Source organism: Bradyrhizobium sp. BLXBL-03, assembly GCF_051853015.1.
GTDB classification, from domain to species: Bacteria; Pseudomonadota; Alphaproteobacteria; order Rhizobiales; family Xanthobacteraceae; genus Bradyrhizobium; species Bradyrhizobium manausense.
This window is the reverse complement of record NZ_CP182470.1, coordinates 4,161,765-4,176,157: the sequence shown is the minus strand read 5'-3', so window position 1 is coordinate 4,176,157 and position 14,393 is coordinate 4,161,765. Positions and strand designations below refer to the sequence as shown.

Here is a 14,393-nt window from a genome sequence, read left to right as displayed (position 1 = left end):
TCATGCCGCCCTGGCGGACCCGCCATCGAGCCCTCACACCGGCGTGTAGATGACGAGCTTCAATGCCGGATCGTCGTTGGCCTGAAAACTGGTGTGCTCGAAATGCAGCACGCCCTTGGTCGGATGGGTCATGGTCTTGCGGCCCGACAAGGTGCCATGCACCTCGTGCGCGCCCCACCATTTGACGAATTCGGGGCTGCCTTCGCGCAGGCGCGTCAACAATTCGGCAAAGGCGGGATCGCCGGCCCAGACGTCGTGGGTGGCGCGAAACATCGCGACCATGCGCTTGGCAACGTCAGCCCAGCCTGCGCCGTAGGATTTCCGGGTCTTCTTGTTGGTCATCATCAACAGCAGCGTGTTGCGATCCTCCTCCGGCAGCCGCCCGAACGCGAAGACCTCCTCGGCGGCCTCGTTCCAGGCCAGCACGTCCCATCGCCTGCCGGTGATGTAGGCCGGATGCGGCAGGCTTTCGACCAGGCGTCGAATGGCCGGCGGCACCACCTCGCGGGTGAAGGGCCCCCTCGCACCATCGCGCGCGAGATCCCTGAGATGCGCATGCTCGGTCTTGCTCAGCCGCAGCGCCCGCGCCAGCGCATCGACCGTCGTGACCGACGGGCTGACCGTGCGGCCCTGCTCGAGACGGATGTACCAGTCGACCCCGATGCCGGCGAGCTGCGCCACCTCCTCGCGCCGCAGCCCCGCCGTGCGCCGCCGTGGCCCCGCAGGAAGGCCGACGCTCTTCGGCGACAGCTTTTCGCGGCGGGAGCGGAGGAAGTCGCCGAATTCGACGCGGCGGGGGTCAGCCATGGTGTGGCTCCGTGATGGAGGGTCGTCGGAATACTAGGATAATACCAGGCCTTCTTGTGCCTTCAAGGGCGCCCTAGATGGGTATCACCCATCCCTGAGGTGAACATCATGAAAGCCGCCGTATTGAAATCCTTCGGATCTCCACTAGCGATCGAGGACGTTCCAGACCCCGTGCTCGGCACCGGCGAGGTGATCGTCGACGTCGTCGCCACCCGCGTGCTGTCCTACTCCAAGGAAGTGTTCAGCGGCGAACGCAAATACGCACTGGATCTACCCGCCGTTCCAGGAGCCGGCGGGGTCGGACGCGTGCGCGCGATTGGCCCGGACTCGACCAAATTGTCCGTCGGCGATTGGGTCCTCTGCGATCCGACGGTCCGCTCGCGCGACGACGCGATCGCTCCCGATATTCATCTGCAGGGTGTCAGCGCGCGCGGCGAAGGCGGCATGCGGCTGCAGAAGTATTTTCATGACGGCTCCTTTGCCCAGCGGATGAGGGTGCCGACCGAGAACGTGACGCGGCTCGGCGAAATCAGCGAAGAAGAGGCCACGCAATGGTGCGCGCTCGGAACCTTGCTGGTGCCCTATGGCGGTTTCCTTGCCGCCAAGCTGCAGCCCGGCGAGACAGTCCTGGTGAGCGGCGCGACCGGCAATTTCGGCAGCGCAGCCGTGGCGGTGGCACTCGCGATGGGTGCGGCTTGCGTCGTTGCGCCGGGCCGCAACGAGAAGATGCTCGCCGAACTCGTGCGTCGCCATGGCGCGCGTGTCAGGCCGGTGAAGCTGACGGGCAACGAAAACGACGACCGCGAGCTGATGAAGCGCGCGGCAGCCGGCCCGATCGACTGCGCGTTCGACATCATGCCGCCTTCCGTCTCGACGACGGTGGTCCGCGCCGCGATCATGACTGTGCGGCCCAATGGCCGTATCGTGCTGATGGGCGGCGTCAACATGCAAGGCGGCCCCGGGCTGGAGCTGCCTTACAACTGGATCATGCGCGAGTGCATCACGATTCACGGCGTCTGGATGTATCCGCCGGATGCCGCGGTTCGCCTGATCGCGCTGGTTCGCGCCGGCCTCTTGCGCCTCGATCACTTCGAGACGACGTCATTCGATCTCGACCACGCCAACGAGGCCGTGGACTATGCGGCCGCCAATGCGGGCGCGTTCAACATGACGGTGATCCGGCCGTAAATGCCCTGCCCGCTGCGGCGATGCGCCGCCGCGGCGGATAGGCTTGATTGATCAGATAGCTGGAAGCGATCACCCCTGATGTAGCCGGCCGCTTCGGTCTACTGTGCATGGGGTTGTTTTCGCGTTTCGGCTATTCGAGCTCGACGACCTGGCCGTTCGAGAGCGACACGCGCCGGTCCATGCGGCCGGCGAGCTCCATGTTGTGGGTCGCGATCAGCATCGAGACCTTGGTCGCCTTGACCAGCTGCATCAGGGCCTGGAACACGTGATCGGCCGTGTGCGGATCGAGATTGCCGGTCGGCTCGTCCGCCAGCAGCACGCGCGGCGCATTGGCGACCGCACGCGCGATGGCGACGCGCTGCTGCTCGCCGCCCGACAGCTCGGCGGGCCGATGGGTGATGCGATCGCCGAGGCCGAGATAGCCAAGGATCTCCTTGGCCCGCTTGACGCTCTCGGACTTCTTCAGGCCGCGGATCATCTGCGGCAGCATCACGTTCTCCAGCGCCGAGAATTCCGGCAGCAGCCGGTGCGACTGGTAGACGAAGCCGATATCGCTGCGGCGCAGCTGGGTGCGCTCGATGTCGGGCAGCTGCGAGGTCGGCGCGCCGTTGACATAGACCTCGCCGGAATCGGGCGCCTCGAGCAGGCCTGCAATGTGCAGCAGCGTCGACTTGCCCGACCCCGACGGCGCGACCAGCGCCACGGACTGTCCCGCCCACAGCGCCAGCTTGGCGTTGTCGAGGATCGTCAGCGCCGCTTCGCCCTGGAGGTACTGACGCCTTATCTCGTGGAGATAAATGACCGGTACATCCTCAGCCCCATGCTGCTGCTCCATCAGCCCCTCACTCGTAGCGCAGCGCTTCGACCGGATCGAGGCGCGCGGCGCGCCACGACGGGTAGAGCGTCGCCAGGAACGACAGCGTCAGCGCCATGATGACGACGGCCGTGGTCTCGCCGACGTCGATCTCGGCGGGAAGCTTCGACAGGAAGTAGAGCTCCGGCGAAAACAATTCAGTCGAGGTCAGCCAGGACAGGAATTGCCTGATCGATTCGATGTTGAGGCAGATCACGAGCCCGACGAAGAAGCCGACCAGCGTGCCGACCACGCCGATGGAGGCACCCGTGATCAGGAAGATCCGCATGACCGAGCCCTGCGATGCGCCCATCGTCCTCAGGATCGCGATGTCGCTGCCCTTGTCCTTCACCAGCATGATCAGGCCGGAGACGATGTTGAGCGCTGCGACCAGCACGATCATGGTCAGGATCAGGAACATCACGTTGCGCTCGACCTGGAGCGCGTTGAAGAAGGTCGAGTTGCGCTGGCGCCAATCGACCAGGAACACTGGCCGGCCCGCGGCTTCCGTCACCGCTTTGCGGAAGGCGTCGATCCTGTCGGGGTTGGTGGTGAACACCTCGATGGAGGTGACGTCGCTGCTGCGGTTGAAATAGGCCTGCGCTTCGGCGAGCGGCATGAAGACGAAGCCGAGGTCGTATTCGGACATGCCGATCTCGAACACGGCGACGATCTTGTAGGGCTTGATCCGCGGCGTCGTGCCCATCGGCGTCACCGCGCCTTTCGGCGCAACCAGGGTCACGCTGTCACCGGCATGCAGCGACAGCTGGTCGGCAAGCCGCCGGCCGATCGCGACGCCCTGCCCGTCGTCAAAGCCCTCGAGCGAACCCTGCTTGATGTTCTTGGCGATGGAGGTGAGATTGTTGAGGTCGTCGGAGCGGATGCCGCGCACCAGGACGCCCGAGGCGTTCCAGGGCGAGGAGGCCAGCGCCTGGCCGTCAACCACGGGAGCCGCGAGCCGGATGCCCTGGACCTGGCTGATGCGCTCGGCGACGTCCTTCCAGTCGGTCAGCGGCGATTCCAGCGGCTGCACCAGGATGTGGCCGTTCAGGCCGAGGATCTTGTCGAGCAGCTCTTTGCGGAAGCCGTTCATCACCGCCATCACGATGATCAGCGTGGCGACGCCCAGCATGATGCCGAGGAAGGAGAACCCGGCGATGACCGAGATGAATCCCTCCTTGCGCCGCGCCCGCAAATAGCGGGCCGAGAGCATCCACTCGAAGGGCGCGAACGGCGCAGTTTGGACGGTTTCGGTCATGGTTTCATCCATCGCTCGATAATCCCATGATTCGGGGTCAATTGTGGCCGGATTGGCGGCCGCGATATCGGGCGATGAACAATATTCAGCCGACCAGGCGCGCAACCGCGTCCGCAGGCGACATGGTCTCGCGGGCGCCGTCACTGCGCTTCTTGATCTCGACCTTGCCGTCGGCCAGCCCCTTGGGCCCAATCATGATCTGCCACGGGATTCCGATCAGGTCGGCGGCGGCGAATTTGGCGCCGGCCCGCTGGTCGGTGTCGTCGTAGAGCACGTCGACACCCTTGGCGGTCAGTTCGGCATAGAGCTTCTCGCAGGCGCCATCGACGGCCGCATCGCCTTGCTTCAGATTGAGGATCGCGACGCGGAACGGCGCCACCGCCTCCGGCCATTTGATGCCGGCATCGTCATGGCAAGCCTCGATGATCGCGCCCAGCAGGCGCGAGACGCCAACGCCGTAGGAGCCGCCATGGATCGGCACGTCGACGCCGTCGGGGACCGCCACCATCGCCTTCATCGGCTCGGAATACTTGGTGCCGAAATAGAAGATCTGACCGACCTCGATGCCGCGGGTGTTGACGCGCTTCTCGGCCGGCACCTCCTGCTCGAAGCGGGCGGGATCATGGACGTCCTCCGTCGCGGCGTAGACCGAGGTCCATTGCTTGATGATCGGCGTCAGATCGCTGTCATAGTCGACATTCTCATCCGGCACCGGCAGGTCCAGCACGTCACGATTGATGAACACGCCGGATTCGCCGGTCTCGGCGAGCACGATGAACTCGTGACTGAGATCCCCACCGATCGGGCCGGTCTCCGCGCGCATCGGGATCGCCTTCAGCCCCATCCGCGCAAAGGTGCGCAGATAGGCGACGAACATCTTGTTGTAGGCGACGCGCGCGGCGGCCTCGTTGAGGTCGAAGGAATAGGCGTCCTTCATCAGGAATTCGCGGCCGCGCATCACGCCAAAGCGCGGACGCTGCTCGTCGCGGAATTTCCATTGAATATGATAGAGATTCAGCGGAAGGTTCTTGTAGGACTTCACGTACGCGCGGAAGATCTCCGTGATCATCTCCTCGTTGGTGGGCCCGTACAAGAGCTCGCGCTTGTGGCGGTCGGCGATGCGCAGCATCTCCGGACCGTAAGCATCGTAGCGTCCGCTCTCACGCCAGAGGTCGGCGAGCTGGAGCGTGGGCATCAACAGTTCCAGCGCGCCGGAGCGGTCCTGCTCCTCGCGCACGATCTGCTCGATCTTCTTCAGCACCCGGAAGCCAAGCGGCAGCCACGCATAGATGCCGGCGGCCTCCTGCCGGATCATGCCAGCGCGCAGCATCAGCCGATGCGAGACGATCTCCGCCTCTTTCGGATTTTCCTTCAGGATGGGCAGAAAGAACCGCGACAACCGCATGGCAATACTCTGGGAATCAGTGAGGGGTTGCAGTGAAACCGGATTGGGAGCGAAAACACAAGACCGGGAATGAGGAAAAGCCGCTAACGCGGCGGAATTCCTGTCATTTTTCCGTCGACTTCAGGTTCGACTTGAACCGCGTCGGCCTCAAGGCGGTGCGACCTCTAGGTCGTCCTCGAGCGTGACCTTCTCGAAATCGGTCACGAGCGCGTCGATCCGCACATGCCAGCGGCCGGCAAAGGGCAGCTCGACCTTGCCCACATGCCAGTAACCGTCGGGCCCGAGCTCGGCGTCGCGTTCCATCGGCGCGATGCCGCGCTCCGGCAGGCTCAGCGTCAGCGTCGCCTCCTTGGCCTTCAGCGGCGCCGCCTCGCCGGTCATGAGCTGGAGCACGAAATCGTCCATGCCGGCCTTTCCCGGGGACACCAGCACCTGAAACATCGCCTTATCACTGTGGATGTGGATCGCCAGCGGCGTCTCCGGCACGATGGTCCGCGGCGGCGGCGTGAAGCGCCAGCCAGCGACGACGGCAAAGATGCCGAGCGCGGCCCCGCACTCCAGCAGGATGGAACATTTGAGCGCGGACGCAGCGCCGCGATCTTTCGCCAGCGCCGGCGTCCATCGGAAGCGATTGAGCGCAGCCAGTACCAACAAGGACAGGATCAGCGCCAGTTTGACCGACAGAATGAGGCCGTAAGCGGTCTCTATCAAAGCCGACGGCTTTTCGAGTTGAATGATCGCAAGCGTAAGCCCAGTCAGCGCCAGCGCCGCGACCACGGGCATGGCGATGCGCGAAAAGCGGTTCAGGAGCGGCAGCACGGCCGGCGTCGGCTTCGAGACCAGCGTTGCCAGCGGCGCCAACGCGCCGATCCAGAAGGCGACTGCGAGGCCATGGACGAAGATCGCCGGCCGCGTCAGCCACTCCGGCGATGCCGTCGCGGCGTGTCCGGTTATCGCGAGCGACAGGCCGACGCCGGCAAACGCGATCGCGGCAAACACGCGCGCGTACCAAGCCCGGTTCAGCGCCATCAGCGCCAGCAGCATCGCCGCGATGGCGAGAAGCAAGGCGGGGCCGGCACTGGTCGCGAATGCGATGGTCCAAGGCGCCGTCGTCAGACCCGCTGGCAACGGCAGACCAAGAAGATCCAGGCCCAGCGCGCCAAGAGATACGATCGCGCTCGGGATGCCGATGAGAAGCGCCGCGCGCGGCGTGCCCATGGCCGTCATCGACAGCGCAATCCAGCGGCCAAAGAACACGCCGCCGACGCCGACGAACAGCCCGAGATAGACACCGATCCGCGATAACAGGATCAGCGCCTTCAACGGGCCGTCGGCATTGCCCGTAGGCTGCGTGGCCGTCGGCGCACCGACGGAAAAGATCACCGATCCCGCCACAGGATGGCCGTCCTGCGAGATGACCCGGTAGCTCACGACCGCCGTGCCCTGCGGCAGGTCCGGCGGCATCGCAACCGAGATGCCCTCGCCCGATGCCGTGACGCGCGCATCGTCGCGCGCCCTGCCCGCGCCGTCGATCAACTGGATCGCGCCCGGGGTCACCGCCTCATTGAAGCGAAATTCCACCGCCTTCGGCGCGGTCGTCAGGATGCTGCCGCTCGCCGGCTCAACCGAAATCAACGCCGCATGCGCCGTAGCGTCGGTCACAGTGCCGACAAGCAAGAGCAGCGTGACGAGCGCGGCGACGAGACGCATTACGGCTTGGGCAGCAGTTTCACGCCAGGCGCCGGCGACTTGTCTTCACCCGAATGCGCTGCACCCTGCGCCGGGATTTCAATCCAACGGCTGACACCCTTCTCGCATTCCTGCACCACAGGGAAATACAGCGTGGTGTTCGGTTTCAGGCTGTCGGTGAGGAAACTGCTGACGATGAACTCGTCGTAATTGTGATCCGGCAGCTTGCCGCCGGACCAGACAATTTCCTTCACGCCCGAGGTCAGCCTGTTGCCGTGATAGTCGTATGCGCTGGCATACTGGCCCTCGACGATATCGACATTCCAGCCGGCCTTCGGCATCGGCTTCACGGCGATCACGCCTTCCGGAATCTGCACGCGGATCTTGACGGTCGGCGAGCCGGAACAGCCATGCGGCACGGCGAAGACGGCCTTGTAGGACGCGCCGACCGTGGCCTGCTTGCCTTCCAGATATACATGGGCTGCCGCTGGCGATGCGGCGAGCGCAGCCATCAGGATCAGCCAGGGTGTCTTCGACATGCTCTTTCTCCCGGACATTAGATCGCGTCGGTCACATCTTCATTCCCGAATGATCGGGCATCTTCTTCATCATCATGCCTCCGCCACCGGGCGCCTGCGCGCCGACGCCCTGGACGTCAAGTGACACGGAGACCTTGCCGGCCTTCTCGAACTCGAGCGTCACCGGCACCTTCTGGCCCTCCTTGAACGGGCCCTTCAGGTCCTGGAGCATCAGATGGTTGCCGCCGGGCGCAAGCTTCACGGTCTTGCCGGGCTCGATGACGAGGCCCTTGTCCAGCGGGCGCATCTTCATCACGCCATTGTCCATCGCCATCTCGTGGACCTCAGCCTTGCCGGCGATCTCGGCCGACACGGCGATCAGCTTGTCGGGCGCCGTCCCCTTGTTCTCGATGGTCAGGAAGCCTCCGGCGACCTTGGCGCCTCCAGGCGTTGCACGACTCCACGCCTGCGAAATGACGAGGTCACCGGCCTTCACGTCGTCGGCGCTGGCGGGAGCACGCAGGGCGAGAGTGAGCAGGACGGCGCCCGCGATTGATCCGAACGATGCTTTATTGATGCGCACTTTGTGCTCCTTTTGTTGATTTCAGTTCGCGAGGTGGATGGCGGGATGCAGCGTGCCGAGCAGCCCGACTATAGCGAAAACGACAAGGCCGAGAACGAACTCGATGGTGCTGTTGCGCACGAGAGAGGCGCGCGCAGCATCCCCGTACTTGCCCAGCCGCGGGGTCAGTGACAGCCGGTTGACCGCAGCGAATGTCAGCATCAAGGCGAACACGGCGAGCTTGACCAACAACAATTGGCCGTACTCGGTGGCGATCAGCCCACGCACAGAGCCGACCAGGACCACGGTGTCGGCCACGCCCGTCAGTATGAGAGTTGCCACGCTGATGATGCCCATCGTCGAAAATCGCCCAACAGCGTCGCGGGCGAGCAACGGCGAGCTACTATGGCGGGTAGCGCCGAGGAAGAGAATCAGCGGCACCAGGCCACCGATCCAGGCGGCAGCGGCCAGAATATGGAGCGCGTCCGCAGCAAGATGCAGATGGCCCACGATACCAAAGGTCGCGCCGGCATGTCCGGTCCAGGCCAGCATTGCAGCAAATGCAAGCGACGCCGCAAGTCCAAGCCATCGCGCGGTAGCCGCACGATCGCAGACGAAGCAGATTGCCAGGCACACTGCAAGGCCGGCTCGAAGGGCAGTCACCTCGCCGAACTGGGTCTCGGTGACGACGGTCGACAGCACGTCCGCAGTGAGCGCTTCGTGGAGCGGCAGGCCACTCATCGACGCCGCCTGGAGCATGAGCCAGATCGCACCCGAGATCACGGCCATGGCAAGGCCGAACCACGAGAGCTGCGTCAGCTGCCCCCACAACGCGGCAGCCCTACCCGGCTCCGACCGCAAAACGGGCATGGCGATGAGACTGCCGAAAACGGTGTTTCCGATCATCATCGCCGTCGCCGCGAAATGCACGGCACGCGTTGCGACCAACGGCGCACCGGACGCTGACCAATCCATCAGCGGCTCGTCCCTATGGACCGACCTCGAAGCTGAAGCTCCCATCGGTCGTGTGTGTATCCACGGACAGGACGCGCCAATTGACATGGTAGGTGCCGGTGCCGCCGCCCTTGAGCGGAACCGACATCTGGTTGCCGCTGACGCGGGCCTTGCCCGCGTCGACGCGTTGCCCGTTGGGGCCTGTGACCGTCACAGAGCTGAATGCAGCCTCTAGCTTCTGCGTGAAGGTGAGCGTCACCTCGCGCGGCGGACTTCCGACCTTGTTACCGACGCGTGGCTCGGCATGGTCGAGGAACGCGTGCGCCTGCGCGTAGCCGGTTGCGAACACGAGCAAGAGCGGAGCAATTCCAATCAAGGATGAACGTCGCACGGTTACCTCGCAAACGGGCTTGCGGGCTGGACAGAGCCGCCGAATAGCGGTTTGCCGATCCCGCGCGGGTCGATGTCATCGAGATAGAGGTGCAACTGAGCGATCACGCCAACATTGCTGCCGCTTTGCCGGTTGATTGGGATCAGCGCCTCGACCGCGAACTGGAAGGTGTTGCCGACCCAGATCACACCGGGTTGGATCGTACCTGTAGTCAACGTTCCCGAGGTCAGGGTGTTCGCCACCGGCGTCTGCAGATTGGCCTCGACTAATGGGATCAGATGGTTGATGAAATCCGGCAGGCCCAGATCGACCACGGACGATTTCAGATAGGGCATGCTGTATTGAATGGTCCCGCCCCAGTTCAGCACGCGCGGGTGAAACTCGGTGTCGGCGGTCAGGTCGCCAGTGTCGGGATCAATCCCGAAGGTGGTTGTGAAATTCCGCCCCGGGATTGCATAGCCGACTTGACCGGTGATCGCGACCGGCCTGAGCCAGGAGAGTGTGTCTGGCAGGTCTCCCAACCCTTTGCCGAAAAAGACCGTCGGCGTGTAGGTGTTGAAAGCGTCGGCGCCCACAGTGGCCGAGCCGGTGCCGCCCCATTCCACGCCCAAGCCTACCGACATGACGAACTCATGCTCGGGGTTCTTGTACACCCGATACTTGAACATGGTGTCCAGATTCTGGAATCCGTTGGCACCAGGCACTGTCGGGTCGACCGGACCGAGAAAGGTGTAGGTCGTGCCAAACGAGATCGCGAAATCCTCGGTGATGCGCTTGGAGAACTCGCCTGACACGTCGCGCTGCCGAACCGGTGGAACGTCGCCGGTCTTGAAGCTATCGACGGTTGGAAGCGAGAGCTCATCGTTGACGCCGGGATCGTCGATGCCGAGCGTTGCCGGAAAGAAGCGATTGCCGACGATTTCGTGGGCAAGGCTTCTGGAAACAAGAGATGGGGAAAGAGAAAAAAGCGCAATGGCAAGGCCAGACAGGCCCGCGCGCCCGCGACTGATGGACATGAGAAGTCTCCGCAATAGTGACTTGCAAGTTCAAGCGACCGGTCCGGCCGCGAAGCCTTACGCCAATTGCGGAGGCGCGCGCGCCTGGGAGTTGGACCCGCCATATGCAGTGACTACGCCCGCATCCGCCTGATGCCACACCACGCGCTCGGCGTGGCGGAGGGGAACGGAGAGCGCCGCGTGTGGTGACGAATCAAGGGACGCGTTGGCCTGCGCGAGGCAACACAGCGCGCATGCGCCGGAATGCGCGATGGGCGAGCCGCCCTGGTCATTCGGAGCGCCCTGCTCGCTGATGCTATGGCAGATGACACCGGCGCCAAGCGGATCGGCAACGTCCTGACCGGCCGCCCAGCAAGCGGCAATCGGCGCCAGCACCTGCATCACCAACGCGAGCAGGACAACCGGTAAGAACTTTTGTAGCCGCGCGCGCATCCGCCGAACCATTCGTTAGCCTGCTAACTAAACACCACGCCTGCCCCGAGTCGAGATCACTTCGCCGGCCGTGTTCCGGCGGCGCAATTTTCTCGAAAAACGTGTCTGACGGCCTCTGCATCCGGGGCGATGTCCGACATTTGAGGCAGGTCTACAATCGGCCATATCCACAGAATTCTTATATCTGTCATATACTTACGCCTCTATCAGGCCGATCGTTTCGTCAGCTGCTCGAATTTTGAACATTCGTTGCCGAAAATGATGACAAGTGAGAAAAGTTGATCTAGCATCCCTCTTGCTCAGGCTGGCCGTGAGGTCGAAGTCTGGTGGTCCAAGTCTCGGGAGGAGCCCCTGGCGCGCAAAACGCAGCGTCGCCCCGTCAATCAAGATCAAATCTTAGAATCGGGGATAATAGGGTCGACACAATTTTTGAGCGGGGCCAGGGCCCCGCTCTTTTTTTATCTGCCTCTCCCAATCTGATCGAACAGCTTTAGGCTCGCAGCCTCGCGTTACGCCGATCTGCCGCCCCTCGTCTACCAACGGCCGTTCGATGAGCATCCTGAGACGCGCAGCGAGCCCGTGATGAGATCGATGCTTGCGCTGCCCATCAAGCCGATTCTCGACTTCGCGGGCGAGCGCAGTGGACTTGCAGCGTAGCGCGCTTTGCGCTGCACCAACTCTCGCGTAGCAGATTGGGTGGCGTGAACTCGTCGATTGTGAGACACTTTCCAGATCGGTAGCGCAACCAATGACGCGCCGACGACAAGATATATGGGAGCGAGCGATGTCCGAGACGAAAGATTTCTCGACGACGAGGCGCGATCTTCTTCAGGCGGCTGCGACCGCCGGCGCCGCGACTGCCATCCTCGGCAGCATGGGCATAAACCCAGCATTGGCAGCCGAGATGGGACGAAGTGAGAAGCCGCTGAAGGCGGCGTTCTCCAACGCAGGCCTTCAGGCCACCTGGTGCGCGCAGGGCAAGCAGGCCGCGGAATTCTGGGGCAAGCTGTTCAATGTCGAAGTCACCTGGTTCGATGGCCAGCTCGATGCGGTGAAGCAGCGCGCGGCGATCGACAACATGGCCTCGCAGAAATGGGATTTCGTCGCGATCCAGGCGTTCGGCATCGGCACCCTCACCCAGCCGGTGCAGAAGATGATCGACGCCGGCACGCCCGTCATCGACATGGACACGCTGATTGCGCCGCTCGACCAGATCAACGTCCATTCCTTCCTCGCCCCCGACAACGAGTTCATGGGCGCCTCGGTGACGCAGGCGCTCTGCAACGCGATGGGCGGCAAAGGCAAGATCATCATGACGCAAGGCGCGCTTGGCCACACCGGCGCACAAGGTCGTGCCAAAGGCTTCAACTCGGTGGTGAAGCAATTCCCTGCGATCGAGGTGCTCGACACCCAGCCGGCCGATTGGGACGTCTCCAAGACCGCCCGGCTCTGGGAGACCTATCTGACCAAGTACCCGCAGATCGACGCGGCGTTCTTCCACAATGACGACATGGCGCTGGCCGCTGCCAACATCATGAAGGCCCACAACCGCACCAACATCCTGATCGGTGGTGTGGACGCGATGCCGCCGGCGATCCAGGCGGTGAGCGAGGGCCGGATGTACGCGACCGTGCGCAATCCGTCGTGCCGCATCCACGGCGGCGCGATCATTGCGGGCGTTGCGGCCGTCGTTGGCGGCGAGAAGAGCGGCCAGGGCATTCCCAAGAACGTCGTCACCGACGGCCCTGTCGTGACCAAGGCCAATGCCGCGGGCATGCAGTGGATGCAGGATCACTTCCTGATCTGAAATCTCCATGCCTGAGGGTCGACGGCCCATCCTGGAACTGCAGGGCATCACGAAGAGCTTCGGCGGCGTCGAAGCGCTTCGTGGTGTCGACTTCGCGCTTCTCCCCGGCGAGATCCACGGTCTCGTCGGCGAGAATGGCGCGGGAAAAAGCACGCTGATGAAGATCATCGCCGGCGTGCACACCGAATTTTCCGGCCGCTTCCTGATCGACGGCCATGAGACCCATTTCCGCTCGGCGCGCGATGCGCATGCCGCGGGGATCGCCATGGTGCATCAGGAGCTTTCGGTCGCGCCTGATCTCACGGTCGCCGAGAACGTCTTCCTCGGCAACCAGCCGACCAACGCGCTTGGCCTCGTGCAATGGCGACGCATGGCGCACGAGGCCGGCGAGCAGCTCGCCCGCTTCGGCATCGACGTCGATCCGATGTCGAGGCTCGGCGACTTGCCGATCGGGCTACAGCAGCTGATCGAAATCGCCCGTGTGCTGTTCTCGGGCGCGCGCATCGTCATCCTGGACGAACCGACCTCCGCCCTCTCCCCGCCCGAGGTCGAGCGGCTGTTTACGACGCTGCGGCGCTTGCGCGAGGAAGGCACCGCCATCGTCTTCATCTCCCATTTCATCGAGGACATTCTTCGCGTGTCCGATACGGTCACCGTGTTTCGCAACGGGCGGAAGGTTGCGGAGACCGCGAGCGCCGCGACCACCAAGGGCGCGCTGATCGAGGCCATGATCGGCCGCGGCGGCGAGGCGCTCGAGCACAGCTACACCGACGATCTGATGCTGCCGCGGCCGAGCGACAGTTCGGTCGTGCTGAAGGTCGACCAGCTGTCGCTGGCGCGCAGCCTCAAGGACGTCTCCTTCGAGGCCCGCGCCGGCGAGGTGCTCGGCATCTACGGCTTCATGGGCTGCGGGCAACAAGAATTGTCCCGCATCCTGTTCGGCAAGCTGAAGCCGGACGCCGGCACGCTGATCGTCGAGGGCCGGCCGAAGACCTTCGCCAGCACGGCGGCGGCGCGGCGCGCGGGCATCGCGCTGGTGCCGGAGAGCCGGCGCGCCATGCTGTTTCACCAGGAGCCGGTGTACAAGAACATCTCGATCAGCATCCTCGAGCGCATCTCGTCGCTGCTGCTCAAACCGGCGCAGGAGCGTGATATCGCCAGGCGCCAGGTCGAGCAGTTGCAGATCAGGCCGCCGGTGGTCGGCCTCGACCTCGGCATGCTCTCGGGCGGCAACCAGCAGAAGGTTGCGCTGGCAAAATGGCTGACCTATCCGCCCAAGCTGCTCGTCCTGTGCGAGCCGACCCGCGGCATGGATGTCGGCGCCAAGAACGACGTCATCAACATCGTCCGCGACCTCCGCGCCAGGGGGCTCGCGATCATCGTGCTGTCGACCGAGCCGGAAACGGTGCTGTCGCTGGCCGACCGCATCCTCGTGCTCAAGCGCGGCGCATTGGTGCGGGAATTCAGGAACGAGCCGGTCAGCAAGGACCGCCTGCTGGAAGCGGCGTGACGG

At 64.0% G+C, this 14,393-nt stretch carries 14 protein-coding genes; 3 read left to right on the top strand and 11 right to left on the bottom strand.

Translation table 11 applies throughout. From position 1 onward, the window contains the following. Positions 1-33 precede the first annotated feature (33 nt). Complete coding sequence (locus ACNJX9_RS20130) at positions 34-807, bottom strand: helix-turn-helix transcriptional regulator (protein ID WP_439409985.1); 774 nt, start codon at positions 805-807, stop codon at positions 34-36. 108 nt (positions 808-915) lie between these two features. On the opposite strand from ACNJX9_RS20130, the gene ACNJX9_RS20125 reads away from it, so the two are divergent. Next, on the top strand, positions 916-1,995 hold the full coding sequence (locus ACNJX9_RS20125; RefSeq protein ID WP_439409984.1) for an alcohol dehydrogenase catalytic domain-containing protein: 1,080 nt from the start codon (positions 916-918) through the stop codon (positions 1,993-1,995). Positions 1,996-2,125: 130 nt separating this feature from the next. Here the strand turns inward: ACNJX9_RS20125 and ACNJX9_RS20120 are convergent, their stop codons facing one another. The 10 genes from ACNJX9_RS20120 to ACNJX9_RS20075 form a co-directional block, all read right to left on the bottom strand. After that, on the bottom strand, positions 2,126-2,830 hold the full coding sequence (locus ACNJX9_RS20120) for an ABC transporter ATP-binding protein (RefSeq protein ID WP_057756095.1): 705 nt from the start codon (positions 2,828-2,830) through the stop codon (positions 2,126-2,128). A 7-nt stretch (positions 2,831-2,837) separates the two neighbouring features. Further along, positions 2,838-4,118, bottom strand: coding sequence for a lipoprotein-releasing ABC transporter permease subunit (locus ACNJX9_RS20115; protein WP_057756098.1), 1,281 nt, complete (start codon positions 4,116-4,118; stop codon positions 2,838-2,840). A 73-nt stretch (positions 4,119-4,191) separates the two neighbouring features. After that, on the bottom strand, positions 4,192-5,511 hold the full coding sequence (proS, locus tag ACNJX9_RS20110) for a proline--tRNA ligase (protein ID WP_439409983.1): 1,320 nt from the start codon (positions 5,509-5,511) through the stop codon (positions 4,192-4,194). A gap of 147 nt (positions 5,512-5,658) precedes the next feature. Beyond that, positions 5,659-7,221: a copper resistance CopC/CopD family protein gene (locus ACNJX9_RS20105; protein WP_439409982.1), complete on the bottom strand. Its 1,563-nt coding sequence runs from the start codon at positions 7,219-7,221 to the stop codon at positions 5,659-5,661. After that, entirely contained in the window at positions 7,221-7,739 is a 519-nt protein-coding gene (locus ACNJX9_RS20100; protein WP_439409981.1) for a YcnI family copper-binding membrane protein, read from the bottom strand. The genes ACNJX9_RS20105 and ACNJX9_RS20100 overlap by 1 nt, the downstream gene beginning before the upstream one ends. 31 nt (positions 7,740-7,770) lie before the next feature. Then, the gene (locus ACNJX9_RS20095; protein ID WP_063958325.1) at positions 7,771-8,295 is read right to left on the bottom strand and encodes a copper chaperone PCu(A)C; all 525 of its coding nucleotides are present in this window, start codon (positions 8,293-8,295) and stop codon (positions 7,771-7,773) included. Positions 8,296-8,322: 27 nt separating this feature from the next. Beyond that, the gene (copD, locus tag ACNJX9_RS20090) at positions 8,323-9,255 is read right to left on the bottom strand and encodes a copper homeostasis membrane protein CopD (protein WP_439409980.1); all 933 of its coding nucleotides are present in this window, start codon (positions 9,253-9,255) and stop codon (positions 8,323-8,325) included. 13 nt (positions 9,256-9,268) lie between these two features. Then, the gene (locus tag ACNJX9_RS20085) at positions 9,269-9,625 is read right to left on the bottom strand and encodes a copper resistance CopC family protein (protein ID WP_057756111.1); all 357 of its coding nucleotides are present in this window, start codon (positions 9,623-9,625) and stop codon (positions 9,269-9,271) included. Between the two features lie 2 nt (positions 9,626-9,627). Then, positions 9,628-10,641, bottom strand: coding sequence for a hypothetical protein (locus ACNJX9_RS20080; RefSeq protein ID WP_439409979.1), 1,014 nt, complete (start codon positions 10,639-10,641; stop codon positions 9,628-9,630). A gap of 57 nt (positions 10,642-10,698) precedes the next feature. Continuing rightward, the gene (locus ACNJX9_RS20075) at positions 10,699-11,085 is read right to left on the bottom strand and encodes a DUF2946 domain-containing protein (RefSeq protein WP_439409978.1); all 387 of its coding nucleotides are present in this window, start codon (positions 11,083-11,085) and stop codon (positions 10,699-10,701) included. 772 nt (positions 11,086-11,857) lie between these two features. On the opposite strand from ACNJX9_RS20075, the gene ACNJX9_RS20070 reads away from it, so the two are divergent. Together ACNJX9_RS20070 and ACNJX9_RS20065 are read left to right on the top strand one after the other, a co-directional pair. Then, complete coding sequence (locus tag ACNJX9_RS20070) at positions 11,858-12,880, top strand: sugar ABC transporter substrate-binding protein (protein ID WP_057756120.1); 1,023 nt, start codon at positions 11,858-11,860, stop codon at positions 12,878-12,880. A gap of 7 nt (positions 12,881-12,887) precedes the next feature. After that, positions 12,888-14,390: a sugar ABC transporter ATP-binding protein gene (locus ACNJX9_RS20065; protein ID WP_439409977.1), complete on the top strand. Its 1,503-nt coding sequence runs from the start codon at positions 12,888-12,890 to the stop codon at positions 14,388-14,390. Positions 14,391-14,393 lie beyond the last annotated feature (3 nt).

What these genes read in the sequence shown, in the direction of transcription:
- ACNJX9_RS20130 (WP_439409985.1), bottom strand. Translation starts at nt 807, where the DNA reads ATGGCTGACCCCCGCCGCGTCGAATTCGGCGACTTCCTCCGCTCCCGC.
- ACNJX9_RS20125 (WP_439409984.1), top strand. Translation starts at nt 916, where the DNA reads ATGAAAGCCGCCGTATTGAAATCCTTCGGATCTCCACTAGCGATCGAG.
- ACNJX9_RS20120 (WP_057756095.1), bottom strand. Translation starts at nt 2,830, where the DNA reads ATGGAGCAGCAGCATGGGGCTGAGGATGTACCGGTCATTTATCTCCAC.
- ACNJX9_RS20115 (WP_057756098.1), bottom strand. Translation starts at nt 4,118, where the DNA reads ATGGATGAAACCATGACCGAAACCGTCCAAACTGCGCCGTTCGCGCCC.
- proS (WP_439409983.1), bottom strand. Translation starts at nt 5,511, where the DNA reads ATGCGGTTGTCGCGGTTCTTTCTGCCCATCCTGAAGGAAAATCCGAAA.
- ACNJX9_RS20105 (WP_439409982.1), bottom strand. Translation starts at nt 7,221, where the DNA reads ATGCGTCTCGTCGCCGCGCTCGTCACGCTGCTCTTGCTTGTCGGCACT.
- ACNJX9_RS20100 (WP_439409981.1), bottom strand. Translation starts at nt 7,739, where the DNA reads ATGTCGAAGACACCCTGGCTGATCCTGATGGCTGCGCTCGCCGCATCG.
- copD (WP_439409980.1), bottom strand. Translation starts at nt 9,255, where the DNA reads ATGGATTGGTCAGCGTCCGGTGCGCCGTTGGTCGCAACGCGTGCCGTG.
- ACNJX9_RS20080 (WP_439409979.1), bottom strand. Translation starts at nt 10,641, where the DNA reads ATGTCCATCAGTCGCGGGCGCGCGGGCCTGTCTGGCCTTGCCATTGCG.
- ACNJX9_RS20075 (WP_439409978.1), bottom strand. Translation starts at nt 11,085, where the DNA reads ATGGTTCGGCGGATGCGCGCGCGGCTACAAAAGTTCTTACCGGTTGTC.
- ACNJX9_RS20070 (WP_057756120.1), top strand. Translation starts at nt 11,858, where the DNA reads ATGTCCGAGACGAAAGATTTCTCGACGACGAGGCGCGATCTTCTTCAG.
- ACNJX9_RS20065 (WP_439409977.1), top strand. Translation starts at nt 12,888, where the DNA reads ATGCCTGAGGGTCGACGGCCCATCCTGGAACTGCAGGGCATCACGAAG.